Origin of the sequence: Micromonospora sp. NPDC002717, assembly GCF_040295705.1 — a bacterium.
In the GTDB taxonomy this organism is placed as follows: Bacteria; Actinomycetota; Actinomycetes; order Mycobacteriales; family Micromonosporaceae; genus Micromonospora.
The window spans coordinates 52,177-77,318 of record NZ_JBEOVW010000009.1 but is presented as its reverse complement, the minus strand read 5'-3'; the positions used below and the strand labels follow the sequence as shown (position 1 = coordinate 77,318).

Below are 25,142 nucleotides of genomic sequence, written 5' to 3'. Positions count from 1 at the left end.
GCGCAGGGCTGCCTGCCGCGGAGCGCGACGGGTGCCGGATGACATCGGGAGCTAGGGTCGGGCGGTGGCGGAACCCGACCTGACCCTGACCGCGAGCCTGCGGCCGGCCGCGCTGGACGCCCGACGGGGCATCGTCCGGCTGCACCCGGAGGTGCTCACCGCGCTGGCGTTGCGCCCGGGCGACCCGGTGCGCCTGGCCGGCCGGCGGGTGACCGCCGGGATCGTCGCCGCCGATCCGACCGCGAGCACCGCCCTGCTCCACGCCGACGACCTGATGCTGGGCAACCTCGGCGTCCGCGACGGCGACCAGGTGACGGTGAGCCCCCTCCCGGTCACCGCCGCCCGCCGTGTGGTCCTCGCCGGGCCGGCGCCGGTCGCCGCCGTGGTCTCCCCCGAGATGCTCCGGCTGGCCCTGCTCGGCAAGGTGGTGACGACCGGGGACGACGTGTCGCTGCTGCCGCAGGACGTCCTGCCCGACGCCTCGGTACGCAGCCTGGTGGAGGCCGCCCGGCGCAGCCTCTCCAACAGCGTCGGCTACGCCTGGACCAGCACCCTGCTCACGGTGGTCGCCGCCGAGCCCGGCACCGGCTCCCTGGTCACCATGGACACCGTGGTCGGCTGGGAACACGGCCCGGCGACCCACGGCTCCGCCGGCACGGCCGGCTCGCCGGTCGCCCGGGCCGCCGGCGCGGCGGGCGGGGCCGGTCAGGCCGCCGGCGCGGCAGGCCCCGGGCGGGCCGCCGGGCCCGGCAGCGCCCCGGGGGGCGGGCCGGCGCACGTCGGCGCGGCCGACCTGGGCACCGGCGGCCCCGCCGCCCGGCGTGAACCGGCGACCGCGGACGTCACGAGCCGGGCCGGCGCGGGCGACGGCGCCACGAAGGCGGACGAGGAGGCCGTGCCGTCGGTGGACGAGTTGCCCGGGCTGCGGTCCCAGGCCGAGGAGCTGACCGAGCTGCTCGACCTCGGCTTCCACCACCGCGAGGTGCTCGGCCGGCTGGGCACCACCGTCTCGCTGGGCGTACTGGTCGCCGGGCCGGCCGGCTCCGGCAAGGCGGCGCTGGTGCGCGCCGTGGCCGCCCGGGTCGGGGCCCGGGTCTGCCCGCTCTGGGCGCCCGAGCTGGCCGCGCTGACCAACCAGGCCGCCGCCGACCGGCTGCGCGCGGCGGCGGCCGAGACGCAGGCCGGCGGGCCGGCGGTGCTGCTGGTCACCGACGTGGAGGCGCTCGCCCCGGCCGACGGGCCGGGACCGGTCGCCACCGTGTTCCGCCAGGTGGTCGCCGAGACCGTCCGGGCCGGCGCGGCGGTGGTCTGCACCACCGGCCGACCCGAGGCCGTCGACCCGGCGCTGCGCGCCCCGGACCTGCTCTCGCTGCGGATCGGCATCCCGCTGCCGGACCCGGCGCTGCGCCGGGACCAGTTGACCGTGCTGACCCGGCAGGTCCCGCTCGCCGAGGACGTGCGGCTCGACGAGGTCGCCGGGCGTACCCCCGGCTTCGTCGCCGCCGACCTGGCCGCGCTGGTGCGCGAGGCCGGGGTGCGCGCCGCGCTGCGGCAGAAGTCGGCCGAGACGCCGACGGTGGCGATGGCCGACTTCACCGCCGCCCTGGAGGTGGTCCGGCCGACCACCATGGCGGCGTCCACCCTGGAGCTGGCCTCGGTGACCCTCGACGACGTGGGCGACCTGACGGAGGTCAAGGAGACGCTGACCGAGTCGGTGCTCTGGCCGCTGACCTACCCGGACACCTTCGCCCGGCTCGGCGTGCAGCCGCCACGCGGGGTGCTCCTCTACGGCCCCCCGGGCTGCGGCAAGACCTACCTGGTCACCGCACTGGCCGGGTCGGGCCGGGCGAACGTGCTCTCGGTCAAGGGCGCGGAGCTGCTGTCGAAGTGGGTGGGCGAGAGCGAGCGCGCCGTCCGCGAGCTGTTCCGCCGGGCCCGCGAGGCCGCGCCCACGCTGGTCTTCCTCGACGAGGTGGACGCGCTCGCGCCGGTGCGCGGCCAGGCCAGCGACGGCGGTACGACCGACCGCGTGGTCGCCGCGCTGCTCACCGAGCTGGACGGGGTGGAGGCGCTGCGCAACGTGGTGGTGGTCGGCGCGACGAACCGGCCCGACCTGGTGGACCCGGCGCTGCTGCGACCCGGGCGGCTGGAACGACTGGTCTACGTGCCGCCGCCGGACGGGCCGGCGCGGGCGGAGATCCTGCGCGCCGCGTCGCGGAACGTGCCGCTGGCGCCGGAGGTGGACCTGGCGGCGCTGGGCGCGGAGCTGGACGGCTTCTCGGCGGCGGACTGTGCCGCACTGGTACGGGAGGCGGCGCTGGCGGCCATGCGGGAGTCACTGACCGCCTCCACGGTCACCGCCGCGCACGTGGCGACGGCCCGCTCCCGGGTCCGCCCGTCCCTGGACCCGACCCAGGTCGCCTGGCTCGCGGCGTACGCGGAGAAGCGCGCCAGCTGACCGACGAACGGTTCGGTCAGCCGTCTCGGTACGCCATCCGGATACTCGAACGCCCGTCGAGGCCGACTGCAGCCCAGTTCAGCTAGTGACCCTCGGCGATGCCTGCTTGACGAACGGCCACGGCTGTGGGCCGAAGAAGTCGGTGCACGCCGAGAGCAACTGCCGTTGCGCCTCGGCCAGGCGGGCGTTGGTCGGTCCCCGGTCGACGTTCGGGTCGTTCTTCACGAAAAGTTCATCGGCCTTCAAGCCGGCCTCCAGCAACTGCCGGCCGGCCTCTCGGATGCCCGGATCGGTCGACTCGACGGCACGCATGGCGGGCCTCGTGCCCGCACCGAAACGGAGATCCTGCTCTTCGACCTCTTGGGCCACCAATGTGCACGCGGAAGAGGCGTACCGGTCGGATGGCTCGGTGGGACTGGCCGGAGCGGAAGAAGGCGTGCCGGTGGGCGCGCAGCCAGAAACCACCAGCAGAGAAATGGCGGCGAGGGTACGGATCACCGCAGGAGGATAGCGATCATCCGCCGTGGTCGCGGGGCGGCGGTCACAAACGCCGCGCTGTGTCAGTCGTCGGGCAGCAGGGGGCCGAGCGGGCCCAGGTCGAGGTTGAGGTCCTCGGGGGCCAGGCCGAAGTACTCGCGCAGGCCCGTCATCTGCTCCTCCAGCGCCATCAGCGTCGTGCCGATCCGCTCGACCTGCTCCTCGGTGAGGTCGCCGAGGTCGACGCGGCGCAGCGCCTGCCGCTCCATGAGCTGCCGCAGCAGCTCGATCACGGTGAGCACGAGGCTGGCCAGCCCCCGCTCGACCGAGTCCCGGTCTACCGCGAGCCGGCGGTCCAGCGGGGTCACCCGGGGCGGCTGCCACCGGGTGTCGCCGAGCGCGGCGGCCAGTTCGGCGGCCTCGTCCCGGCGGGTCCCGGCACCTGAGGCGGTGATGCCGCCGCCCCGGGTGTTCCCCGCGCCGCGCGGGGCGTTCGGGCCGCCGTCCGGGGCGGTCATGCCGGTGCCCCCGGCGACCCGGCCGTTCCCTCCACAGCGGCGTCCCGCAGTTCTGGCGGGGCGAGCGCGCCGACGGAGGCGACCAGAGCGCGCAGGGAGATCCGGACCAGGTCGACGTCGGCGATGGCGATGGTGATGTCGCCGCTGATCACCACGCCGGTGGCGAGGACCCGGTCCAGCAGGTCCACCAGCGCCACCGGCCGGTAGGCCAGCGGGTCGTCGGCGCTGCTCGGCGCGAGCGAGGTGGTCACCACGCCGGCCCCCGGGCGGTCTGCGCGCCGGCGCGGCGGGCGGTCAGCACGCCGGCTCCCGCACGGTGAGCGCCGGCTCGGGCGGTCGCTCCTCGGCGAAGGAGTACGGCGGCCACGGGCCGGTCAGCTCCAACCGGATCTCCGGGTGCCGCCCGGCGAGCGTGTCGACCAGCCGGCTGAAAGCGGCGAGCGTCTCCTGCCCGACGAGGTACGCCCCGTTGAGCACCATGGCGGTGGGCGCGCCGGAGAGCCGGCGGTCCTGCGGCGGGTGCCGCCGGGCGGCCACCGCGTGCCCGGCGAGGGCCGCGTGCACGGCGGCGGCGGCGTCGGCGGCGATCCGCTGCCCCTCCTCCCGGGCGGTGAGCTGGGCCCGGCGCCGCCGCAGGTACGCCGCCCCGGCCCCGCCCGACCCCCCGGGCTCCTCCGCCGCCCGGGGCGTGGCGCCGGGCACGACGTAGCCCTTGACGCCCCACTCGTCCCGGCCGGCGAGCCGGTCGAGCAGGGCGGTCAGCTCGGTCCGGCGGGCGGCGAGCTGGCCCGCCACCCGGGCGTCGTCGTGGTGCACGGTGGCCAGCCGGGCGGGCACCACCGCGCCGGCCCGGGACAGCGCGGCCACCACCGCGTGGTGCGCCCGGGCGGCGCGCTCCAGCCAGGCCAGGTCCTCCAGGTTGCGGCGCAGCGCCTCCTCGCCGAACTCGGTCAGCGGCGCGGTGCTGACCACCGCGACCAGCCCGGCGGCCGGCACCGCGCGTACCGGCGCGCCGTCCATCCCGGCGGTCACGGCGAGCAGGGCCGGGTCCACCTCCCGCGTCACGCCGTGCAGCCACACCCCGGCGTCCAGGTGCGCCGTCGGGCCGGCGGACGCGAGGTCAGCCGTCGATCTCATCCCACTCCTCCCTCCGGGCGGCCCGCCGGGCGACCCGGGGGCGGCGCTCCGCCTCCACCTGCTCCGGCTCCCGCGGGCCGGGCTCGACCGGCGGCCTCGCCCGCGAGCTGAGCCACGGGTCGTGTTCCCACCAGTCGATGCCGATCTGCCGAGCCGTGTCGACGGAGGCGATGACCAGCCGGAGCTTGAGCGTCAGCAGCTCGATGTCGAGCAGGCTGACCCGGATGTCGCCGGCGATCACGATGCCCCGGTCGAGCACCCGTTCCAGGATGTCGCCGAGGTTGGCCGGCTCGTGCCCGGCCGGCAGGACCTGGCCGGAGTTCTGCACCACCGGTGGCGGTTGCATGGTCATCTCAGCCCACCTCGCCCTTCCCGCGCTGGTAGCGCCGCACCCGCCGGTAGCCGAGCAGGCCGCCCTCCAGGTCCAGCTCCACCTCGTAGAGGCCGAGCAGGTCGGTGGAGGCGGGGATCCGGCGGTCCTCGATCACCTCCACCCCGACCAGCCAGCCGTCCCGCACCGACTTCAGCGAGGTGGTCCCCACCGGGTCCCGGCCGGTCAGCTCGACGATCTGCCGCATCCCCTCGCGGGCGGCCTCGGCGGCCGAGATCGGTTCGAGGTACTCCTCCTCGTCGTCGTACCGGTCGTCGTCGTACCGGTCGTCCGGCTCGTTCCTACGCGCCCGGCCGCCGCCGCGGATCCGGTCCGCCATGTCGCTCACCTCCCTCGCCGCCGTCGCGCGGCACCCGCCGCGCCCGTTCCGCACCGGCCGCCCGGCGGGGCCCGCCGGCCCCCCGCCGGGCGACGGCCCGGGGCGGAGCGGGCCGGCGGGCGCCGCCGGTCAGCCGCTCCAGCACCTGCTGCTGCCCCCGGTCCCGCTCCGCGGCGCTGATCTCCCCGGCGGCTTCCGCCGCGTCCAGCGCCTCCAGCTCGCGCCGGACGTCGACCGGGTTGCGCTGCCGCGACTCCGCCTCCCGGGCGATCACCTTGACCACGGCGGTCACCCCTCGCACCGGCGCGTACGGCAGGGTCAGCAGTGTCCAGAGAATGTCCACCGGTCACTCCACCAACTGGTGGGCGCTGACGAAGTCGTACGGGGCGAGCGGGCCGAGCAGGCGCGTACGGAGCAGATCCCGGCGCCGCTCGGCGTACTCCTCGACGGCCGTGACGAACTCGTCCTCCCGGTCCCGCTCGACCAGGAAGGCGGCGTTCGCCGCGTCCAACTCGTTGCTCGGCGGTCGCGGTGCGCTCGCCACGACGAGCGGGCCAAGAGCGTCGACGAGCTGCCGGTTCTCCGCCTCGCGGCGCAGCTCCACCGCCTGGCTGATGATCTCGCCGAGCCGGATCCGCTGCGGCCGGGTGGCCGCCTCCGGCTGCCCGCGCACCTGGTCGGCCAGCTCGGCCGCGGCCGGGTTGTCCGCCAGGATCTCCGCGATCAGCTCCGGCTCGTGGTAGCGGCCGTGCACGACGTACTGGATCCGCCCCTCGAACTCGTCGAGGGCCGCGGCGAACCGTTCGTGGTGCGCCTCCAGCAGGTCGGCCACCGCGTCGGGGCCGGTGACGACCGTGCCGAAACGCACCGGCAGCACCGGGGCCACGGCCGCCGTGCCGTCCACGAGTTCCTGGTACGCGGTCAGGTCCGCCGGCCGGCCGATCGGCTCGGTCAGGCTCACCTCGCTGACCAGCGCGGCCAGCTCGCCGTGCCGGATCGCGGCCACCTCCCCGGGCGGGTCGCCGATCCCGGGGGCGTCCGGGGTCGGCTCCACGTCGGAGGGCACGATGCCGTAGATGAACAGTCCGGTCTCCTCGGCCATCTCAACGCTCCTCGTCCCGGCGCCGCCGGGGTCGGTCGAGGTCGCGGTCGCGGTCCCGGTCGAGGTCGCGGTCGCGATCCCGGTCCCGGTCGTCGGAGCCGAGTTCGCCGACGGCGTCCCGGACCGCACCGCCGATCGCGCCGACGGTCCTGCCGATCCCGGACGCCGCCTTGCGGGCGCCGACCGCCCCGGAAGCACCCTCGACCAGGTCGGGCAGCCCCTTCTGGCCCTTCGGCGTGATGTCGAACCGGTCGACCGCCTCGGCGAAGCGCAGGTACGTCTCCACGCTGGCGATGACGATCCGGGCGTTGATCTCCAGCAACTGGATGCCGACCACGGCGACCGACACCTGCGCGTCGATCACCACGCCCTTGTCCAGCACCGTCTCGACGACGTCGGCCAGGCTGGAACCCGCTCCGCCGCGCTCCAGCGCGCCGCCGGCCTGATCCTCACTCGTTGCGATCGTCACTCCCGCTCCTCCCGTCGACGGCGGACCACGGGCCGGCGGGGCGCCTCCGGGGCACGTCGCGGCCGGGGCTCCTCGCGGGGCCGGGCCTCCTCGGGCGGCTGCGGGCGGCGGGCCCGCTCCGGGGCGCGGCGACGCGGCGGCGGCTGCTCCGCCTCGGGCTCCTCCTCGTACTCGTCGTAGTCGCCCTCGTCGTACTCGTCCTCGTACTCCTCCTCGGCCGGGCGGCGCCGCAGCGGCGGCCGACGGCGGCCACGCTCGGCGGGCCGGCGCTCCGCGCGCGGCTCCTCCGCGGCCTCCTCGGCCTCCTCCTCCGGCTCCGGTTCGGGCTCGCGCCGGCCTCGCTCGCGCTCCGGTCGCCGCCGCCCGCGTTCCTCCCGCTCGGGCTGCTCCTGCCGGTCGCGTTCCTCCTGCTCCTCGCGCAGGGCGGTCTCGTGGTCCGTGACCACCTGCCCGTCCTCGATCTCGCCCCGCCAGCCCTGCACCGAGTCCGGATCGAGGACGGTCTGCGTCATCACGTGCCGGACGAAGTGCTTCAGCTCCAGCCGGACGCGGCGGCCCTGCGCGCGCCACAGGTTGCCGGTGTGCTCGAAGAGCCCCTGCGGGTGGTACTCCAGCACGACCAGGATCCGGGTCAGGTCGGGCGACAGCTCGTGGAAGCTGACCGTGCCGTCGACCGAGCCCTTCTCGCCCTTCGAGCGCCAGTGGATCAGCTTGTCGGGGATCTGCCGGACGATGGTCGACTCCCAGGTGCGGTGCGACCAGAAGACCTGCGCCTTCCAGGTCAGCTTCTCGTCCGCCTCGGTGTCGACGTTCTCGACCTTCTTCATGAAGCTCGGGAAGTCGCCGAACTGGGTCCACTGGTCGTACGCGACCCGGACGGGCACACCGACCTCGATCGTCTCCACGATGTTGGTGACCTTGAGTTTCTTCCCGCCGCCCTTGCCGCCCTTGCCGCCCTTGCCGCTCCGGCCGAGAGCCGACATCACCTTCTCCTTACCGCCGGCCAGCCCGGCATGGACCAACGCCTTCACCGGCGACCCGCCCTCGGCGAGCTTCTGCGCACCCGTCGCGGCGGCGATCAGGCCAGGACCGCCGCCCTGCTTCGCGTACTCGCTGAGGCGTCCGGTCGCGCCGGTGATCCGCTCCGTCACCACCTGCACGGCACGTTCGCCGATGGCGCTCGCCAGGTTCCGCGCCTCGCCGGCGAGCTGGCCCCGGACCTTGTCGCCGAGGCCGCCGGGATTTGTCGTGCCCGCCATGGTCACCGCCCCCGCTGGTCGGCGTCGGTGTCCCGGTCCGGCCGGTCGTCGTCGGGCGCGGCGGCGCCGCCCTTGCGGCGCAGCGCGTCGGCCGAGCCACGCAGCTTGCCGCTGAGCGCGTCGATGCCGCTGCCGGCCGCGGCGGTCGCGGCCGCCTTGGAGGCGGCGGCGAGCGGGCCGCCGAGGCGGCCGAGGTTGGTCAGCTGGGGGTACGACTGCAGCAGGTTGCCGCCCGCCTTCAGCAGCCCGCCCGGCTCCCGGCTGGCGCGGCCGGCCGCGACCGCGGCGGCCAGGGTGAGGGCGGTACGCAACTTGCGCCGGCGGCCGAGCAGATAGCCGAAGCCCACCGCGAGCCCGATTCGTGCTCCGCTGTTCATCAGTTCTCCTTCGCTCCCCGGAGCGGCAGACACCTGACGGCAGCGGTCGAAAATGGCCGCCGGGGATCAGCACGTGCCGGACCGCAATCAGGTGTCCCGTTCAATCGGACCCGGCGGGCAGTACCCGATGGCCTATCGGCGAAACATTTCCGCCTTTTCACGGAACCATTTCCGGAGCCCACGGCACGGCCCTCGCCAACCGCGCAAATCGGGCAGCCGGACCGCTACGAGCAGCGAGAACCTCAGAAAGGAAAGACCTGACGAATAGTCGTCACAAAGCGGGCGGCGTCGAATCGAGGCATATCTCGGCGTGCACTTTGCCGTCACTCTCGCGCAATTTCGCCCCGCACTTGGAGAGCACCGACAACGCCCCGTGATTGTCGACGGTGGTCTCCGCGACCACGAGCCGCATTCCGGCCGCCGCCGCCTCGTTCAGCAGCTCACGCAGAGCGGCCGGCCCGATGCCCTGGCCCCGGGCGGACCGGCCGAGCCACATCCCGGTCTCGACGGCGCCCGGCTCGTCGCGGCAGCTCATCCGGATCATGCCGACCACCTCGCCGCCGGCGAAAATCGCGTACATCTGGGTCCCGGTGGGGCCGCTCAGGCCGGCGAAGCTCGCCCGGTGGAACTCGCGGAACGCCTCCCGGCGGGCGTGCGACCAGCCCGCCGGTGCCTCCACCGGCGGCATCACGTCGCCGGGCTCCGCCTCGGCAGCCGCTACGGAGAGCAACGGCTCCAGGTTCCGCTCGTCCACCGGCTCCAACCGGACCGTTCCCGCCACGTGCCGCAGTCTGCCGGCCCCACCGGCCCAAGTCCACCCCATCGAACTCCGACTGGCGGTCCGGCGGAAGGTACCGGCCGGTCGGACCGCATCGTGTTCCGCCTCACGCTCCGCTGTCGGCCGGCGCCCACCGGCGCCCCGGCCGCCCGTCCGCGGGTCACGGGGCGTCGGTGTCGAACTCGCAGAGCACCACGGAGGCGTCGTCGGCCGGCTTGTGCCGGCGCAGCCGGTCCGGGTGGTCGCGCTCCGCCGCGCGTACCCGGTCCAGCAGCGCGCCCGGGCCGTCGGCGCTCACCACGTCCAGCAGTCCCGCCCAGTCGAGGAGACCGAACTGCTCCACCACGGCCGACGCGCCGTCGCTGAGCAGCGCCGCCCGGCGTACGGCACCCGGCCCGCGCAGCGGCAGCGTCCCGGTCACCGCGTGGAACGCCGCGTCCGGGTCGGCGGCTGCCACCCAGTAGCCGTGGGTCCGGTTCATCCGCTCCCGCTGCACGGCGACCGCCTGCCGGAGCCGGGTGGCCCGGTCGGCCGGGCCGGCCGGCACCGCCGCCGCCGTGGCCCGCACCTCCGCCATCGCGGCGTCCAGCCGGTCGTCGGTGACCACGCTCACCCGGCCGCCGGCCTCCAGCACCAGCGGGCTGTCGCAGAGCACCAGGTAGTCGAGGTGGTCGCCGCCGTCGCGCAGTAGGCAGACCGTGCTCGACGGGGTGCCCGGATGGCCCAGGTCGCACTCGTCGCCGTGGTCGGACCGGACGGCCAGGATCGCCGCCGCCAGGTTGCTCATCAGCGTCGCCGTCGGGCGGATCGCCTCGGCCAGCCCGAGCCGGGCCGCGAGGTGCCGGACGTACCAGGCCGGCCCGTGCACGCAGCCGGTGTCGAAGCCCTCCGGCACGGTGGCGCCGTCCAGCACGCCGACCAGCGGCCCGAACCGGAAGACCAGGTCCTCGTTGACCGGCCGGCCGGGTGGCGGCGCGGACGCGGAGCTTACCCGCATCGTCCGCGCCGCCCCGACCACCCGGGTCGCCTCAGCGGCGACGGAGGTCGTCGGCGGCCGCATGTGCCTGCCCCTGCACCTGGTGGGCGGCCGACCGGCCCTGCTCCCGTACGGCCGACACGCCCCCGACGGCCGTGGAGCCCACCGACTGCGCCGCCCGCTGCGCCGGCCCGCGCATGTTGTCGCGCAGGTTGTCGCGCATCTGGTGGCCGACCTGGCTCGCCTGCTGGCGCAGCTGCCCGGAGTGCTCCGTCACCTTGCCCCTGGCCTGCCCGGCCAACTGCCGTTCGGGCCGGCTGGGCGGAATCAGCGACGAGACCAGCAGTCCGGCGCCGAAGGCGATCAGGCCGGCGGCGAGGGGGTTGCCCTGCGCCTGCTGGCGGGACTGCTGCCCCAGCGAACGGGCGTCGTCCCGCACCGAGATGGCGGCGTGCGACATCTGCTCGCGGGACTGCTCCCCGAACGCCCGCGCCGACTCGGTCGCGTGCGACATGCGCTGACCGGCGCCGTGCCCGTCCGACTGCACGCCCATCACCTTCTCCCTGGCCCGGGTGAGCGCGCCACGGGCCTGCCCGACGCGATCACCGGCGACCCGTCGCGGGTTGACCTTGTCGGCCAGCGCGTCGACGTCGCTGCTCAGTTCGTTCCGGGTGTTCTCGATCTCCCACCGGATCCGGTCCGGATCGTTGGACATGATCTGCTCCCTCCCGGTTGGTTCACCGGCCTCGCACCGCGTTCGGCATCTCCCGTGCGGTCTGTCTCGTCCTGGGCAGCACCGAGCGGAGCTGCGCCATCTTCGTCCGCGCGTTGGCGAGCAGGCCGCCGGCGACCGCGGCCCAGATGACGGCCACGATGAGCGCGGCCCACCCCTGGTCCATCAGGTTCGACAGTCCCCACCACAGCGCGTACGACACGAACAGCACCGTCAGGAAGCCGGCCAGTGCGGCGCCGCCGAACATCCCGGCGGCCTTGCCCGCCCGGGTCGCCTCCTCGCGCAGCTCGGCCTTGGCCAGTTCGATCTCCTTGCGGACCAGCGTGGAGACGTCCCGGGTCACGTCGCCGAGCAGGTCGCCGACCGACGCCTGGGTCCGCTCCTTCTCCGGGGCGCTCACGGCGCCACCCCGCCCGGGATGTCCGGCCCCGGCCGGCCGGGTGGCGAGGCGTTACGCACCCGGGCCATCCCGGTGTACGCCTCCTCGCGCGGGTACGCCTCGGTACGCGGGTGCGCCTCCTCGGCCGTGTACGGCGCCTCGACCGCCCGCTCGTACGGCTGCGGCCCGCCGGTCCCGGGCTCGGCGCCCGGCATCGGCGTCGACGGCTGGCCGGCGCCCCGCGCCCCGTCGCCGGAGGCGGTGAGGTTCCGGGTGAGCCGCCCGACGAGCACCCCGGCCACGGCCGCGCCGGCCAGGAAGGTCCCCGGGTGCCGGCGCGCGTACGACCGCACCTCGTCGACCACCGCCCCGGGCTCGCGTTCGTCGAGCCAGCCGGCCGCCTGCTGGGCGGCGTCCGCCGCGCGGCGGACCATCTGGGCGGCCATCCCGGAGTCCTCGCTCCGCTCCGCCATCGAGCCGAGTTCACGCCCGATGCCGCGCAGCCCGTCGGCGGCCCGCCGCTGCTGCGCCTGGGCCTGGTCGCGCAACTGCGTACCGGCCTCACCGGTCAGGTTCCGCGCCTGCCGCCGGGCCTCGGAGACGACCTGTCCGCCCTGTTCCGCGGCGGCGTGCGCGACCTGCCCGCCGGCTTGGGCCGCGTGGTGTCCGACCCGGGATGCCTGCTGCCGGGCCTGCTGCCCGGTGCCGGTCGCACCGTCCGGTGGCCGGCTCGGGTTGATTCCCGTCATCGCCCGCTCCCTCCGTCGGCCCCGGGCCGCAGGGTCACGACCCGGAACGTGAACCAGCCGCGGGACGCGGCGGGTTCGTCAGCCGCCTACCCGCGCGGCTCGTCGGCATTCCGTCCCGCCGGTTTGGGCAGGAGGGGAAACCGGACCGGACGCCCGACCCGGACGGAACCGGCCACGCGGCGGGACAGGGGTCAGCGGCGGCGGTTGCGGGCCCGGGAGGAGCGCAGCCGGCGCAGCCGGCCGACCAGCACCGGCTCGGCGGCCAGCGCGGCCGGGTTGTCCAGCAGCGCGTTCAGCAACTGGTAGTAGCGGGTGGCGGAGAGGCCGAAGGTGTCCCGGATGGCCTGTTCCTTGGCGCCGGCGTGCCGCCACCACTGCTGCTCGAAGGCGAGGATGCCCCGCTCCCGCTCCGTGAGCCCGCCGGCCGGCCGGTCGTCCGCCGGGGCCTCGGTCTCGCCGGGCGGCGTCCCGGCGGCACCCGCGCCCGGCCCGGCCGCCGTGCGGGGCTGCGGCACGGCCGGAACTCCGGGGTCGGAGCCCGACCGGGGCTGGGGGACGAGGGTGCCCGCCTCGCGCGCCTCGCCGGTCGCGTCCGCCCGGTCCGCCGTGGACGGCTCGGTGGCGGCCGGGGCGGCGTCGGCGGGCTGCATGGCGCTCCTCATGGGGCAGGCCGGCGGCACACCACGACGCCGACCGGGGGGGGGGACCCCAGCCTAACCAGGGCCGACCCGGTTCGCATCGGACGACAGTGCCGCAACGTGACCGGGCCGGTTCGCCCCGTGTCCGCCGGCCACCGCACGTTCCCCGTCACCGCGATCGGACTGCTCACCGTCGACGTTCACCACCAGCGGCGGCGGGCCGATCGTCACCAGGTCGATCGATGGCCCGTCGGGAGGCACGGCGGGGGCCGCCGGACGCCCGCCTTGTCACGGCCCGCGCGGAGCGGTGCGACCGGGGGCCGGGGAGAGCCGCCGGTCGCACCGCCGGGATCAGGAGATGTCCCTCCGGCGCATCGCCCAGAGCGCCGCGCCGAGGATCACCGTCAACCCGACCGCCAGCAACACCGAGGAGTGCTGCCAGGTGATGTCCAGGGTCTCCGGCTTGCACTCGCCGAAGTAGGTGGCCTGGCAGGCGTTCCAGTCCTCCAGCGTCACCTTCTTCTGCATCCACGCCGCCGCGTAGGTGGGCAGCAGCCACGCCTCGGCGAACTGCACCCCGGCCATCTGCAGCAGGATGCCGAGGCCGAACTGCCCGACGACCATCAGGCCGATCGCCCCGCCCAGCGCCATGGCGGTGTGCCGTCCCAGCGAGGCGAGCGCGAAGCCGATCGTCGCGGTGATCAGGGCGAGCACCACCCCACGCAGCCCGGTGAGGGCGAAGGACTGCCAGACACCGGAGGTCATCTTCTCCGTGCTGCCGCGGAAGGTGGCGACCAGCCAGAAGCTGCCGAACCAGAGCGCCGTCGTCGGCACCGCCAGGGCGAGCAGCCCGGTGAGCAGCGCCGCCAGCTTGGTCAGCAGTACGGTCAGCCGCTTCGGCCGCCACAGCAGCAGGTTCATCATGCCGCCGGTGTTCCACTCCGCCCCGACGAAGGAGGCGCCGACCACGAACCCGACCAGCGCCAGGATCGCCGCGAGCGGCAGCAGCGTGAAGCCGAAGTTCTCCCGGAAGTCGAAGGTGGAGGGCAGGAACCACCGCGACTCGACCGCCTCCCGGGGCGGCGGCTGGATCATCGCGCAGTCATCCGGGAAGCCGCCGGCCTGACTCGTCCCGGCGGCCTTCGCCTGCTCGCACTCGGCGCGGTACTGCTCGTTGCGGACCACGTCCTGCTGCCACTGCTGCTCGGCGGCGCGCTCGGCCTTCGCCAGCGCCGCGGCGTCGATCTTCTCGTTGGTGAGGAAGACCCCGACCACCACGGCCACGAGCACCAGCAGGCCCAGCAGGCTCATCCAGCGGGTGAAGCGCCGCTTGGCCAGCCGGCGCAGCTCCGTACGGTAGAGGCTCACGCGCCCCACCCTCCTCCGGCGGCGCCGGGTTGCCCCGCCCCGCCGACCTTCGTGGACTGGTCGACCTGCCGGTGCTGGCCGGGTACCGGCGCGGTGGCGGTCAGGTCGAGGAAGACGCTCTCCAGGTCGGCGGCGACCGGTGCGAGCTCGCTGACGTAGAGGCCCTGCTCGGCGAGCAGCCGGGTCACGGTGGCCGGCTTGTCGACGCCGGCGAGCATCAGGTGGTCGGGCTGACCGTCGACCCGGATCCCGGCGCGGGCCAGCGCCTCGGCGGCGATCGGCAGGTCGGTGACCGCCTCCAGCCGTACCCGGACGGCGCCGGACGAGTGCTGGGCGAGCACCTCCTCGACCGGGCCGAAGGCCACCCGCCGGCCCAGCGAGATGATGGTGACCGAGTCGCAGATCAGCTGGATCTCGCCGAGGATGTGGCTGGACAGCACCACGGTCATCCCCGACTCGGCGAGGGTGCGCATCAGCGTGCGCATCTCCCGGATGCCGCCCGGGTCCAGCCCGTTGGCCGGCTCGTCGAGGATCAACAGCTTCGGGTTCTTCAGCAGGGCCGAGGCGACGGCGAGCCGCTGCTTCATGCCCAGCGAGTACGTCTTGACCCGCTCGCTGGCGCGGTCACGCAGCCCGACCAGCTCCAGCACCTCGTCGATCCGTTGCGGCGGCACGTCGCCCGCGCCGGCCAGCAGGGACAGCGTGTCCCGCGCGGAGAAGTGCGGGAAGAACTGCGGGCTCTCCACGATCGCGCCGACCTGGCCCGCGACGGCGGGCAGCGCCTCGGGCACCTCGTGGCCGAGGATGGCCATCCGGCCGCCGTCGGGCCGGATCAGGCCGAGCAGCGTACGCAGCGTGGTGGTCTTGCCCGACCCGTTGGGGCCGAGGAAGCCGTGCACCTGCCCCACCTCGACCCGCATGTCGAAGCCGTCGAGCGCGTTGCGGGTGCCGCGCCGACGACTCTTGTACGTCTTGCGGAGACCTTCGATCTCCAGGACAGCTGGCAAGCTGCACCTCCCCCGATGGGCGTATGACACGCGACACCATACGCGGTATGCAGCGGTGTGCAATACCCGGTATGCATCGCCACGCCGATCGGGTGAAGAGGAGGGGCCTTTCCGTGCACAGGGGTCAGGAAGGCACCCCTTCCCGACCCCCTCAGGCGCAGATGACGGTGACGCCGGCGGCGCGGAACGCCGCGACCACGTCCGGGTTGGCACCGGAGTCGGTGACCAGCGTCTCCACCCGGTCCACCGGGCAGATCCGGGCGAAGGCGTGACCGCCCAGCTTGGACGAGTCCGCGATGATCACCACCCGCTTGGCCCGGGCCACCATCAGGTTGTTCATCGCCGCCTCACCCTCGTGGTGGGCGGCGGCGCCGAGCTGGGGGTCGATCGCGTCGACGCCGAGCAGGGCGACGTCGAGGGTGACCTCGCGCAGCAGCGCCCCGCCGAGCGGGCCGACCAGCTCGAACGACTTGGGGCGGACCACGCCGCCGGCCACCACGACCTTCATCCGGGAGCGGACGAGCAGCTCGTTCGCGATGTTCAGCGCGTTGGTGACCACGGTGAGCTGGGCGCCGTCGGCGCTGGTGTTCAGGTCGGGCCGCACGGCGAGGGCCCGCGCGACCTCGGTGCTGGTGGTGCCGCCGTTGAGGCCCACCACGGTGCCCGGCGAGACCAGCGCCGCCGCGGCCGCGCCGATCCGCTGCTTCTCGGCCGAGTGCTTGGCGGTCTTGTAGCGCAGCGGCAGGTCGTACGAGACGCCGTTGGCGACCGCGCCACCCCGGGTCCGGGTGATCATCTGCTGCTGGGCGAGCTGATCGAAGTCACGCCGGATGGTGGCCTGGGAGACGTCCAGCCGCTCGGCGGCCTCCTCGACGCTGACCCGGCCGCTGTCGGTCAGCATTTCGAGCAGGGCGTTCCATCTGGCGTACCGGTCCACCCCAGGCCTCCAGTTACTGCGCGGTCGGTGATTGATTGCGTGCACAGTAGTGCGCGAAACTACGAGGGCGCAAAACCATGTCCTGCTCGATGACGGGGGCTGGTTGCCACGGCCAGCCGAGTTCGCGCAGAATAACGCGCGAAAGACGGCTTTAACGAGCCGTATTGCGCAACGCTCCCCTGCGTAGGAGTTCTCATGTCGTACGTCGACGCGGAGATCGCGAGCCAGCCCGACTGCTGGCGGGAGGCGGCGCGGGTCGCCGCCACCGCGGCCGACCACCTCCCCCGCCAGGGCGAGCGGGTCGCCGTCGTGGGCTGCGGCACCTCGTGGTTCATGGCGATGGCGTACGCCGCCCGCCGCGAGCAGGCCGGCCAGGGCGAGACCGACGCCTTCCAGGCCTCCGAGTTCCCCGCCGGGCGGCGCTACGACCGGCTCGTCGCGATCACCCGCTCCGGCACCACCACCGAGGTCACCGAGCTGCTCGCCGCGCTGCGCGGGCGGGTGCCGACGACCGTCCTGGTCGGCGACCCCGCCTCCCCCGCCGCCTCGTTGGCCGACGCGGCGGTGCCGATGCCGTTCGCCGACGAGCGCTCCGTGGTGCAGACCCGCTTCGCGACCACCGCGCTGGCCCTGCTCCGCGCCCACCTCGGCGACAACATCACCGCGCTCGCCGCCGACGCGGAGGTGGCGGTGCGCGCCCCGCTGCCGATCGAGCCGACCCGGATCGAGCAGGCCACCTTCCTCGGTCGGGGGTGGACGGTCGGGCTGGCCCAGGAGGCGGCGCTGAAGTGCCGCGAGGCGGCCACCTTCTGGGCCGAGGCGTACCCGGCCATGGACTACCGGCACGGCCCGATCTCGATCGCCGCTCCCGGCCGGCTGGTCTGGGCGTTCGGCGAGCTGCCCGACGGGCTGCCCGAGGACGTGGCGGCGACCGGCGCCGCGTTCGTGCACAGCCGCACCCACGGCTGCCGCACGGTGCTCGGCAGCTGGTCCGCCGGCCGTACGCCGGTCGACCCGATGGCCGACCTGATCCTGGCGCAGCGCTTCGCCGTCGCGCTCGCCACCAGCCGGGGCCTCGACCCCGACGCGCCCCGGCACCTGAGCCGGTCCGTGGTCCTCGCATGAGCGCAGGCGACGTCGTCGTCGCGCTGGACGTCGGCGGCACCGGGATGAAGTGCGCCCTGGTCCGGCCGGACGGCGCCGTGCTGCACGCCGAGCGGCACCCCACCGACGCCGGGCGCGGCCCGGACGCCGTGGTCGACACCATCCTGGCGGTCGCCGAGGGGCTGGCCGGCAAGGCCCGCGCCGACGGGCTCACCCCGGTCGCGCTCGGCGTCGCCGTGCCCGGCGTGATCGACGAGGCGCGCGGGGTCGCGGTCTGGTCCGCGAACGTGGGCTTCCGGGACGTACCGCTGCGGGACCTGGCACGCGCTCGACTCGGACTGCCGACGGCGCTCGGCCACGACGTGCGCGCCGGTGGCCTGGCCGAGGCGCGGCTCGGCGCCGGCCGCGACTCCGCGCACGTCCTCTTCGTCGCGATCGGCACCGGGATCGCCGCGGCGCACGTGGTCGACGGCACGGCCGTCACCGGCGCGCACGGCGCCGCCGGGGAGATCGGCCACGTCCAGGTACGCGCCGGCGGGCCGACCTGCGGCTGCGGCCGTCCCGGCTGCCTGGAGGCGGTGGCGTCGGCGGCCGCGATCGGCCGGCGCTACACGGCCCTGGCCGGCGTCCCGGCGACCGCCGCCGACGTGGCCGAGCGGGCGGCGGCCGGCGAGCCGCTGGCGGCGGACGTCTGGCGGGAGGCCGTCGAGGCGCTCGCCGACGGCCTCGCCACCGGCCAGGCTCTCTTCGACGTGGAGACCGTCGTGCTCGGCGGCGGCCTGGCGCAGGCCGGCGCGCTGCTGCTCGAACCGCTGCGGGCCGCGCTGCACGAGCGGATGACGTTCCACCGGGAGCCGCGCCTGGTCGCGGCGGCCCTCGGCGACGAGGCCGGCTGCCTCGGCGCCGCCCTGCTCGCCCTCGACAGTCTGGAGAAGTGATGGCCACGCGGGTGAACGGCAAGGTGGTGACCCCGACCGGCGTGATCCGGCAGGGCTGTGTGGAGCTGGACGGGGGCCGGATCACGGCGGTGGCCGAGTACCCGTCCGTGCGCGACGGGCACTGGATCGTGCCCGGCTTCGTCGACATGCACACGCACGGCGGCGGCGGGCACACCTTCACCACCGGCGACGCCGAGCAGGCCCGGCAGGCCGCCGACTTCCACCTGCGGCACGGCACGACGACCCTGCTGGCCAGCCTGGTCAGCTCGCCGTTCGAGCTGATGCGCGCGGCCACCGCGGCCTTCGCGCCGCTGGTCGCCGAGGGGGTGCTGGCCGGCATCCACTTCGAGGGGCCGTACCTCTCCTCGGCCCGCTGCGGCGCGCAGAACCCCGAGTTCCTCCGCGACCCGTCCACGGACGAGCTGGCCGAGCTGATCGAGCTGGGCGACGGCGCCGTCCGGATGGTCACCCTCGCCCCCGAGCGGGACGGCGCGCTGGAGGCGGTCAAGCTGCTCGTCGCGCACCGGGTGGTCGCCGCGGTCGGCCACACCGACGCCACGTACGACGAGACCCGCGCCGCCGTCGCGGCGGGCGCGAGCGTCGGCACCCACCTGTTCAACGGGATGCGGCCGGTGCACCACCGCGAGCCCGGCCCGGTGGTGGCCCTGCTCGACGCCCCGAACGTGGTCTGCGAGCTGGTCGCCGACGGCGTCCACCTGCACGACGGGATGCTGACCTTCGCCACCTCGACGGCGGGCCCGGAGCGGGCCGCCCTGATCACCGACGCCATGGCCGCCGCCGGCATGCCCGACGGCGACTACGAGCTGGGCGGCCAGGCCGTCACGGTGGCGGGCGGGGTGGCCCGGCTGGCCCGCGACGGCGCGATCGCCGGCAGCACCCTGACCATGGACGAGGCGCTGCGGCACGCGGTGGCGGCCGGCATCCCGATCGCGGACGCCGTGCGGATGGCGGCCACCACGCCGGCCCGCGCGATCGGGCTCGGCGACCGGCTGGGTGCGCTCCAGGTCGGGCTCCGGGCCGACCTGGTGGTGCTCGACGACGACCTGAACGTGGTCCGGGTGATGCGCGGCGGCTCCTGGGTGGAGTGACGGCCGGCGCCCGACGGCCACGTCCGGTTCCGCCGGCGGGTCAGCCGGCGGTGGGGACCTCGACGCCGAGCACGGCCTGCTCGTCGGGACGGTGCACGAGCACGTCGGAGAGGTACGAGTGCACGGCCGGGGCCATGCCGACGTCCCGGCCGGCCTGCTCCGAGAGCAGCCACTTGTGCTCGATGATCTGGGCGAAGAGTTCCTGCGGCTCCAGCTTGCGGCGCAGGTGCGCCGGGACCGCCCGGACCACCGGCTCGAAGACCTCGGTCAGCCAGCGGTGCGCGGCCTGCTGCTCGTCGGTGAGGTCGCTCTCGGCCCGGTAGGCGTCCAGGTCGTTGAGCAGCCGCCGGGCCTGGTTCTCCTCGGCGTCCAGGCCGGTCAGGCGGAGCAGCCGCCGGGTGTGGTACCCGGCGTCGACCACCTTCGGCCGGACCAGGTAGCGCCCGTTGTCGATGGTCGACATGGCCACCTCGGCGACGTCGAAGCCCAGCTCGTTGAGGCGGCGGATCCGCCCCTCGATGTCGTGCCGGGCCTCCCGCTCGACCTGCTGCTCGTAGGTGATCTCGTGCCACAGCCGCTCGTAGCGCTGCACGACCTCCTCGCAGACCACCTCGGGGTCGATCGATTCGTGCAGCAGCCCGGCGGCCTGGAGGTCGAGCGCCTCGCCGAAGATGTTGACCCGGGCGATCTCCAGGTCCTCGCCGCGCTGGCCGTTGGAGAGCGAGTGGTGCAGCGCCCCGGTCTCCGCGTCCACCAGGTAGGCGGCGAACGCGCCGGCGTCCCGGCGGAACAGGGTGTTCGACAGCGAGCAGTCGCCCCAGAAGAAGCCGGTGAGGTGCATCCGCACGATCAGGGCCGCCAGCGCGTCGAGCAGCCGCCCCATCGTCTCCGGGCGCAGGGTGTGCGAGAAGAGCGCCCGGTAGGGCAGCGAGAACTGCAGGTGCCGGGTGATCAGCACCGGGTCGAGCGGCTCGCCGTCGTCGGTCTGCCGGTCGGCGACGATCGCGACCGCCTCCACCGACGGGAAGTCGATCCGCTCCAGGGCGCGCAGCAGGTCGTACTCGCGCTCGGCGACCCGCTCGCCGGTCTCCTTGACGGCGTAGACGTAGCCGCCGAGCCGGACGAACCGGACGATGTGCCGGGAGATGCCCTGGGGCAGCGCCACCAGGTGCTGCGCAGGCCACTGCTCCAGCGGAGTCGACCAAGGGAGGTCGAGCAGCGCCGGGTCGACGAGGGCCGAGGTGATCCGCACGGCCACAAGTCTGACGGTCGCCCGGGCCGAGCGCCTCCCTTCGTGGCTCGGCACACAGCCGCCCCCGGCCCGCGCCGGCCGGCCGTCCGCGCCGGGCCGGTAGCGTGGTCCGGGTGCGGGAGACCACGACGGTACGGCCCAGAGCACGGCTGAGGCCGGTCCGGCCGGCCGGCTGGTGGTTCGACGCGCTCCTGCTCGCCGCCCTGGTCGGGCTGACCGTGGCGCTCACCGCCGAACGGTTCTTCGGGATCGACCGCGCGGTCGCCGACTGGTCGGAGGCGCACCGGCCCACCGCCGCCCGCGTGACGGCGGTGGTCCTCAACTACCTCGGTCAGGGCACCCCGTTGACGCTGATCGCACTCGGTCTCGGGGTGCTCCTCGCGGTCCGGCTGAGATCGTTGCGCCCGGTGCTGCCGCCGGTGCTCGCCTTCGTCCTCAGCTATCTCACGATCGGCCCGCTCAAGGTGTGGACCGCCCGGCCCGCCCCCAGCGCGAGCGTCAAGGATCCATTCCTTCCGCCCGAGCAGACCCTCCCGCTGTTCCAGGACGAACTGCCGCTGCGGTTCGCCCAGTCCTACCCCTCCGGCCACGTCGCGAACGCGATCCTCTGGTACGGCGTCATCGCGCTGCTGCTCGCCCCGCTGCTGCGCACCTACGGCCGGGCGGTGCCGCCCCGGCTGGTCACCGTGGTCCGGGTGGTGCCGCCGGTCGTGGTGCTGTGCACCACCACCTACCTGGGCTGGCACTGGCTGACCGACTCGGTGGCCGGGCTGCTGCTCGGGCTCGTCCTCGACCGGGTGCTGCACCGGGTGCCCTGGGACGACCTGCCGTTGCCCGGAGCGCCGCGCGACTGGGACCGGCCGTTCATCTCGACCCCCTAGGGTGCCCGCTGTGGATCAACTGGCGCGCCGGCTGGGCGTACCCGATGCGGTGGTCATCGGCCTGGGCTCGATGCTCGGCGCGGGCGTCTTCGTGGTCTTCGCGCCCGCCGCGGCGGCGGCCGGCGGGGCGGGCCTGCTGGCGGCGCTGGTGCTGGCCGGCTTCGTCGCCTTCTGCAACGCGACCAGCTCGGCCCGGCTCGCGGCCCGCCACCCCGAGTCCGGCGGCACCTACGTGTACGGCCGGGAACGGCTCGGCCCGTTCGCGGGTTTCCTGGCCGGCTGGGGCTTCGTGGTCGGCAAGACGGCGAGCTGCGCGGCGATGGCGCTGACCATCGGGGCGTACCTCTGGCCGGGGCAGGCCCGGCTCGTCGCCGTCGGCGCGGTGCTGGCGGTGACCGCCGTGAACCTGCGCGGCATCGGCAAGACCGCGACCGCGACGAAGGTGCTGGCCGGCGTGGTGCTGGCGGTGTTGGCCCTGGTCGCGGTGGCCGGGGCGGTCGGCGGCGACGTCTCGCTGGCCCGGCTCGGCGACCTCGACACTTCCGGGCGGGGCGTGCTCACCGCCGCCGGGCTGCTCTTCTTCGCCTTCGCCGGGTACGCGCGGGTCGCCACCCTCGGCGAGGAGGTACGCGACCCGGAGCGGACCATCCCCCGGGCGGTGCCGCTGGCGCTGGGCGTGGTGCTGGCGATCTACCTGGTGCTGGCGGTGGTCGCCGTCGGCGTGCTCGGGGCCGATCGGCTGGCCGCGTCCGCCGCGCCCCTGGCCGACGTGGTGACGGCCGCCGGGCTGCCCGGCCTCGCCTGGCTGGTCCGGGCCGGGGCGACCGTGGCGGTGACCGGGGTGCTGCTCTCCCTCCTCGCCGGGGTCGGGCGCACCGCGCTGGCGATGGCCCGCCGCCGCGACCTGCCCGGGGTCCTCGCCGCCGTCCACCCGGTACACCGGGTGCCGCACCGCGCCGAACTGGCCGTCGCCGCCGTGGTGGTGCTGGTCGTGGCGCTCGGCGACGTCCGGGACGCCATCGGCTTCTCCAGTTGCACCGTGCTGGTCTACTACGCGATCACCAACGCGACCGCGCTGACCCTGGGCCGCGACCCGGGGCGGCGGCTCCCGGTGCGGGCGCTCGCCGTACTGGGGCTGGCCGGCTGCCTGCTGCTCGCCGTCAACCTGCCGCTGTCCAGCGTCCTCGCCGGCTTCGCCGTGCTCGCCGTCGGCGCCGCCTGGTACGCCCTGCGCCCCCGCCGAGCCTGACCCGCCGAGCCCCGGAACGCCGGACCGTCGGAACGGACGGTCACTCCTCCGGCTGCCGGGGCGCCGGCGCGGCGGGATCCTCCGGCGGGGGTGGCGCCGCCTCGCGGAGCAGGGCGTTCAGGCCGGCCCGGCGGGCCACCACCGTCAGCCGGTCCCCCGCGACGATCACCAGGCGCGGGTCGGGCGCCCAGTCGAGGCGCTGACCGGCCCGGGCGTGCGCGAGCAGGCGTACGCTCTCGGCCCGCCCGACCGCGGCGAGGGGCCGCCCGTCCAGCGACGATCCGGCGGCGACGGAGACCTCGGTGACCAGCAGCGCGTGCCGGCCGACGGGGATGGTGGCGATCACCGCGCGGTCCAGCAGCGCGGCGGCGAACGACGGCGCGGCGAGGTACGACACGCTGCGCGAGACGCCGATGCCGAACGCCTGCTGGACGCGCTCGGCGAAGTGGCCGTCGAAGAGGCGCAGCACCACCTGGAGTTCGGGGTTGACCGCCCGGCCGTTCAGCGCCGCCTGGAGGTTCGTCTCGTCGTCGGTGGAGACCACCACCAGCGCCTGGCAGGTGCCCACGGACGCCGCCTGGAGGGTCTCCTCCAGCGCGGCGTCGCCCACGATCAGCGGCACGCCGAGCCGGCGGGCCAGCGCCGCACCGCGTGGAAGGGGCACCTTGTCGATCGCCACCACCTCGACGCCGAAGTCGCAGAGCTGGGCCATCACCCGGGTGCCGACGTTGCCCAGCCCGACCACGACCACGTGCCGGGACCGCTCCGGCTGGATCCGGCCGGAGTGCAACGCCAGCCGGGCGTTGACGATCCCGTCCACCACCACGGCGGTGATCAGCGGGATCAGCGCCAGCCCGGCGAGGTTGAGCACCACCTGCATGACCTGCTGGGCGACCGGCTTGTTCGGATCCGGGTCCTGCCCGCTCAGGGCCGTCACGAGCGTGAGGTAGAGCGAGTCGGCCCAGTTGGCGTGCGTGGCGCTGCCGTTGAGCCAGCCGAGCACGCCGATCACCGCCAGCAGCGTGATCACCGCGATGCCGATCTTGCGGGTGGCGAAGCTGCGTACCGCGCGGAGCAGCACGGTCAGCGGGCGGCGACGCCGCCGGGCCCGCACCAGCCGGCGCGCGGCCAGCTCGGTGCCGGGCGGCGCCCCGGTCGCCTCGGCGAGCACCACGTCCGCGGCGGACTCCTCGGCGGGCAGCACCCGGACCTGCTGCGGGTCGTGGGTGTCGGCCACCCCGCAGACCACGTCGCCCGGGCGTACGTCGTCGCGGCGGGCCACGTAGAGGGTGCGCCCGCCGTGCCGGAAGTGGGTCGGGGCGACCTCGCCGAGCGCGGCGGCCACGAAGGCGGGGGCGGCCATCGACGCGTCGGAGAGCACCGCGGAGTCGGGGAAGATCTGCCGCACCCCGTTGGCGAGCCCGGTGTTGAACATTCGCACCACCAGCCGCAGCCGGGGCTCGACCTCCTGGGCGCAGAGCGCGGCGTGCATGTTGCCGACGTCGTCCTGGTGCAGCAGGGCCAGCCCGTCGGCGCCGGCCAGCCCGGCCCGCTGGAAGGTGACCTCGTCCAGCCGGTCGGCCCGGACCACCTCGACGCCCTGGAGGTCCCGCCCGTCCGGCTCGTCGGAGCGCGGTCGTTCCGGCACCACCAGGGTGATCCGGACGCGGCCCGTCGCCTGCAACTCGGTCGCGAGCAGCGCGCGCACCACCCAGTAGGCGAGGGCGTCCCGCCCGCAGACCACGTAGTGCGCCCGCGCGTCCCCGTTGACCCGGAGCCGACGCCCCGCCCGCCGCGCACGATCCAGCAGGGGCTCCGCCATGCGCCGCATCGTAGTCAGCCGGTCGCGCCCCGCGCAGCCCCGCGATCATGAATGCTGGTCGTCGGGCATGTCCCGCCGCGTCGGACAGATTCCGCAGCCCCTCGGCGGGTAGACCAGCGGCATGCAGACGTTCCTGCCGTACCCGGACTTCCTGGCCAGCGCCCGGACGCTGGACCAGAAGCGGCTGGGCAAGCAGCGCGTGGAGACCATCCAGGTGCTGCGCGGGCTGACCCGCCCCACGTACGGCTGGCGCAACCACCCGGCGGTGAAGATGTGGGCCGGATACGAGGAGGCCCTCACCCGGTACGGGCTGGACGTGTGCGCGGTCTGGTGCGAGCCGGGCCGGGCCGACACCTGCGCGACCACGATGACCACCGACCTCGCCGCCGCCTGCGGGCTGACCCGCGTCCGTACCCAGGCGGAGCTGGCCGAGGCCGGCGAGCTGCCGCCTTGGCTGGGCCGCGACGACCTGCACCTGAGCCACCGCTCGTCGCTGCTGCGCAAGGACCCCGGGCACTACGGCCCGATCTTCGGCGACGACGTCCCGCCCGACCTGGAGTACGTCTGGCCGGCCTCCGACCGCGAACGGCGCTGCCTCCCGCCGCAGTGAGGCGCTGTCTCCCGCCACGGGCGAAGGGAAGGGCACCTCGTCAGACGCCCGCGGAGCAGGAAAGGGACCGTTCCCCCCGCCCGAACGGGGCAGACTGGAGGGTCC

General features: G+C 75.1%; 29 protein-coding genes. 7 read left to right on the top strand and 22 right to left on the bottom strand.

All coding sequences use genetic code 11. The annotated features are described in order from the left end of the window. Positions 1–64 precede the first annotated feature (64 nt). On the top strand, positions 65–2,458 hold the full coding sequence (locus tag ABT006_RS15660; RefSeq protein ID WP_350706857.1) for an AAA family ATPase: 2,394 nt from the start codon (positions 65–67) through the stop codon (positions 2,456–2,458). Between the two features lie 78 nt (positions 2,459–2,536). Here ABT006_RS15660 and ABT006_RS15655 read toward each other — a convergent pair whose 3' ends face one another. From ABT006_RS15655 to ABT006_RS15560, 20 genes are all read right to left on the bottom strand, one after another. Beyond that, positions 2,537–2,956: a hypothetical protein gene (locus tag ABT006_RS15655; protein WP_350706855.1), complete on the bottom strand. Its 420-nt coding sequence runs from the start codon at positions 2,954–2,956 to the stop codon at positions 2,537–2,539. 62 nt (positions 2,957–3,018) lie between these two features. Beyond that, positions 3,019–3,453: a gas vesicle protein K gene (locus ABT006_RS15650; protein WP_350706853.1), complete on the bottom strand. Its 435-nt coding sequence runs from the start codon at positions 3,451–3,453 to the stop codon at positions 3,019–3,021. After that, positions 3,450–3,707, bottom strand: a complete 258-nt coding sequence (locus ABT006_RS15645) for a gas vesicle protein (RefSeq protein WP_350706851.1) — start codon at positions 3,705–3,707, stop codon at positions 3,450–3,452. The genes ABT006_RS15650 and ABT006_RS15645 overlap by 4 nt, the downstream gene beginning before the upstream one ends. A gap of 40 nt (positions 3,708–3,747) precedes the next feature. Beyond that, positions 3,748–4,590 (bottom strand): GvpL/GvpF family gas vesicle protein, encoded by an 843-nt coding sequence (locus ABT006_RS15640; RefSeq protein ID WP_350706849.1) that lies wholly within the window; start codon positions 4,588–4,590, stop codon positions 3,748–3,750. Next, the gene (gvpJ, locus tag ABT006_RS15635) at positions 4,574–4,942 is read right to left on the bottom strand and encodes a gas vesicle protein GvpJ (RefSeq protein WP_350706848.1); all 369 of its coding nucleotides are present in this window, start codon (positions 4,940–4,942) and stop codon (positions 4,574–4,576) included. The genes ABT006_RS15640 and gvpJ (ABT006_RS15635) overlap by 17 nt, the downstream gene beginning before the upstream one ends. A 1-nt stretch (position 4,943) precedes the next feature. After that, positions 4,944–5,300, bottom strand: coding sequence for a gas vesicle protein GvpO (locus tag ABT006_RS15630; protein WP_350706846.1), 357 nt, complete (start codon positions 5,298–5,300; stop codon positions 4,944–4,946). Further along, complete coding sequence (locus ABT006_RS15625) at positions 5,263–5,643, bottom strand: gas vesicle protein GvpG (RefSeq protein ID WP_350706844.1); 381 nt, start codon at positions 5,641–5,643, stop codon at positions 5,263–5,265. The genes ABT006_RS15630 and ABT006_RS15625 overlap by 38 nt, the downstream gene beginning before the upstream one ends. Before the next feature lie 3 nt (positions 5,644–5,646). Further along, the gene (locus ABT006_RS15620; RefSeq protein WP_350706842.1) at positions 5,647–6,402 is read right to left on the bottom strand and encodes a GvpL/GvpF family gas vesicle protein; all 756 of its coding nucleotides are present in this window, start codon (positions 6,400–6,402) and stop codon (positions 5,647–5,649) included. Between the two features lies 1 nt (position 6,403). After that, positions 6,404–6,871: a gas vesicle protein GvpJ gene (gene gvpJ / locus ABT006_RS35120; RefSeq protein ID WP_502890970.1), complete on the bottom strand. Its 468-nt coding sequence runs from the start codon at positions 6,869–6,871 to the stop codon at positions 6,404–6,406. Further along, positions 6,868–8,130, bottom strand: coding sequence for an SRPBCC family protein (locus ABT006_RS15610; RefSeq protein WP_350706840.1), 1,263 nt, complete (start codon positions 8,128–8,130; stop codon positions 6,868–6,870). Before ABT006_RS15610 ends, gvpJ (ABT006_RS35120) begins: the two co-directional genes overlap by 4 nt. 2 nt (positions 8,131–8,132) lie before the next feature. After that, positions 8,133–8,507 carry a hypothetical protein gene (locus tag ABT006_RS15605; protein ID WP_350706838.1) on the bottom strand — a complete coding sequence of 125 codons (375 nt, stop codon included), beginning with the start codon at positions 8,505–8,507 and terminating at the stop codon, positions 8,133–8,135. Between the two features lie 271 nt (positions 8,508–8,778). Further along, positions 8,779–9,288 carry a GNAT family N-acetyltransferase gene (locus ABT006_RS15600; protein ID WP_350706836.1) on the bottom strand — a complete coding sequence of 170 codons (510 nt, stop codon included), beginning with the start codon at positions 9,286–9,288 and terminating at the stop codon, positions 8,779–8,781. A gap of 157 nt (positions 9,289–9,445) precedes the next feature. Continuing rightward, complete coding sequence (locus ABT006_RS15595; protein ID WP_350706834.1) at positions 9,446–10,345, bottom strand: hypothetical protein; 900 nt, start codon at positions 10,343–10,345, stop codon at positions 9,446–9,448. After that, positions 10,314–10,976, bottom strand: coding sequence for a DUF3618 domain-containing protein (locus ABT006_RS15590; RefSeq protein WP_350706832.1), 663 nt, complete (start codon positions 10,974–10,976; stop codon positions 10,314–10,316). The genes ABT006_RS15595 and ABT006_RS15590 overlap by 32 nt, the downstream gene beginning before the upstream one ends. A gap of 22 nt (positions 10,977–10,998) precedes the next feature. Then, complete coding sequence (locus ABT006_RS15585; protein WP_350706830.1) at positions 10,999–11,394, bottom strand: phage holin family protein; 396 nt, start codon at positions 11,392–11,394, stop codon at positions 10,999–11,001. After that, the gene (locus tag ABT006_RS15580; protein ID WP_350706828.1) at positions 11,391–12,122 is read right to left on the bottom strand and encodes a hypothetical protein; all 732 of its coding nucleotides are present in this window, start codon (positions 12,120–12,122) and stop codon (positions 11,391–11,393) included. Before ABT006_RS15580 ends, ABT006_RS15585 begins: the two co-directional genes overlap by 4 nt. A gap of 191 nt (positions 12,123–12,313) precedes the next feature. Further along, positions 12,314–12,772: a DUF3263 domain-containing protein gene (locus tag ABT006_RS15575; RefSeq protein ID WP_350706826.1), complete on the bottom strand. Its 459-nt coding sequence runs from the start codon at positions 12,770–12,772 to the stop codon at positions 12,314–12,316. 339 nt (positions 12,773–13,111) lie between these two features. Then, positions 13,112–14,128 (bottom strand): ABC transporter permease subunit, encoded by a 1,017-nt coding sequence (locus tag ABT006_RS15570; protein WP_350706824.1) that lies wholly within the window; start codon positions 14,126–14,128, stop codon positions 13,112–13,114. After that, positions 14,125–15,135 (bottom strand): ATP-binding cassette domain-containing protein, encoded by a 1,011-nt coding sequence (locus ABT006_RS15565; RefSeq protein WP_350706823.1) that lies wholly within the window; start codon positions 15,133–15,135, stop codon positions 14,125–14,127. The genes ABT006_RS15570 and ABT006_RS15565 overlap by 4 nt, the downstream gene beginning before the upstream one ends. A 151-nt stretch (positions 15,136–15,286) precedes the next feature. Then, entirely contained in the window at positions 15,287–16,072 is a 786-nt protein-coding gene (locus ABT006_RS15560; protein ID WP_350706821.1) for a DeoR/GlpR family DNA-binding transcription regulator, read from the bottom strand. Positions 16,073–16,267: 195 nt separating this feature from the next. Between ABT006_RS15560 and ABT006_RS15555 the strand changes: the two genes are divergently transcribed. From ABT006_RS15555 to nagA, 3 genes are read left to right on the top strand one after another with little or no spacing between them, the layout of a single operon-like run. Further along, positions 16,268–17,197 carry an SIS domain-containing protein gene (locus ABT006_RS15555; protein ID WP_350706819.1) on the top strand — a complete coding sequence of 310 codons (930 nt, stop codon included), beginning with the start codon at positions 16,268–16,270 and terminating at the stop codon, positions 17,195–17,197. Then, the gene (locus ABT006_RS15550; RefSeq protein WP_350706817.1) at positions 17,194–18,114 is read left to right on the top strand and encodes an ROK family protein; all 921 of its coding nucleotides are present in this window, start codon (positions 17,194–17,196) and stop codon (positions 18,112–18,114) included. Before ABT006_RS15555 ends, ABT006_RS15550 begins: the two co-directional genes overlap by 4 nt. Next, entirely contained in the window at positions 18,114–19,223 is a 1,110-nt protein-coding gene (nagA, locus tag ABT006_RS15545) for an N-acetylglucosamine-6-phosphate deacetylase (protein WP_350706815.1), read from the top strand. The genes ABT006_RS15550 and nagA overlap by 1 nt, the downstream gene beginning before the upstream one ends. Before the next feature lie 40 nt (positions 19,224–19,263). Here nagA and ABT006_RS15540 read toward each other — a convergent pair whose 3' ends face one another. Continuing rightward, the gene (locus ABT006_RS15540) at positions 19,264–20,475 is read right to left on the bottom strand and encodes a DUF4032 domain-containing protein (protein WP_350706813.1); all 1,212 of its coding nucleotides are present in this window, start codon (positions 20,473–20,475) and stop codon (positions 19,264–19,266) included. 113 nt (positions 20,476–20,588) lie between these two features. Between ABT006_RS15540 and ABT006_RS15535 the strand changes: the two genes are divergently transcribed. Both ABT006_RS15535 and ABT006_RS15530 read left to right on the top strand, forming a co-directional pair. Continuing rightward, positions 20,589–21,356: a phosphatase PAP2 family protein gene (locus ABT006_RS15535; protein ID WP_350706811.1), complete on the top strand. Its 768-nt coding sequence runs from the start codon at positions 20,589–20,591 to the stop codon at positions 21,354–21,356. 10 nt (positions 21,357–21,366) lie between these two features. Continuing rightward, positions 21,367–22,605, top strand: a complete 1,239-nt coding sequence (locus ABT006_RS15530) for an APC family permease (protein WP_350706809.1) — start codon at positions 21,367–21,369, stop codon at positions 22,603–22,605. 40 nt (positions 22,606–22,645) lie between these two features. Here ABT006_RS15530 and ABT006_RS15525 read toward each other — a convergent pair whose 3' ends face one another. Next, positions 22,646–24,427: a potassium channel family protein gene (locus tag ABT006_RS15525; RefSeq protein ID WP_502890967.1), complete on the bottom strand. Its 1,782-nt coding sequence runs from the start codon at positions 24,425–24,427 to the stop codon at positions 22,646–22,648. A gap of 121 nt (positions 24,428–24,548) precedes the next feature. Between ABT006_RS15525 and ABT006_RS15520 the strand changes: the two genes are divergently transcribed. Then, complete coding sequence (locus tag ABT006_RS15520) at positions 24,549–25,037, top strand: MSMEG_6728 family protein (protein ID WP_350706805.1); 489 nt, start codon at positions 24,549–24,551, stop codon at positions 25,035–25,037. The last annotated feature ends 105 nt before the right edge of the window (positions 25,038–25,142 follow it).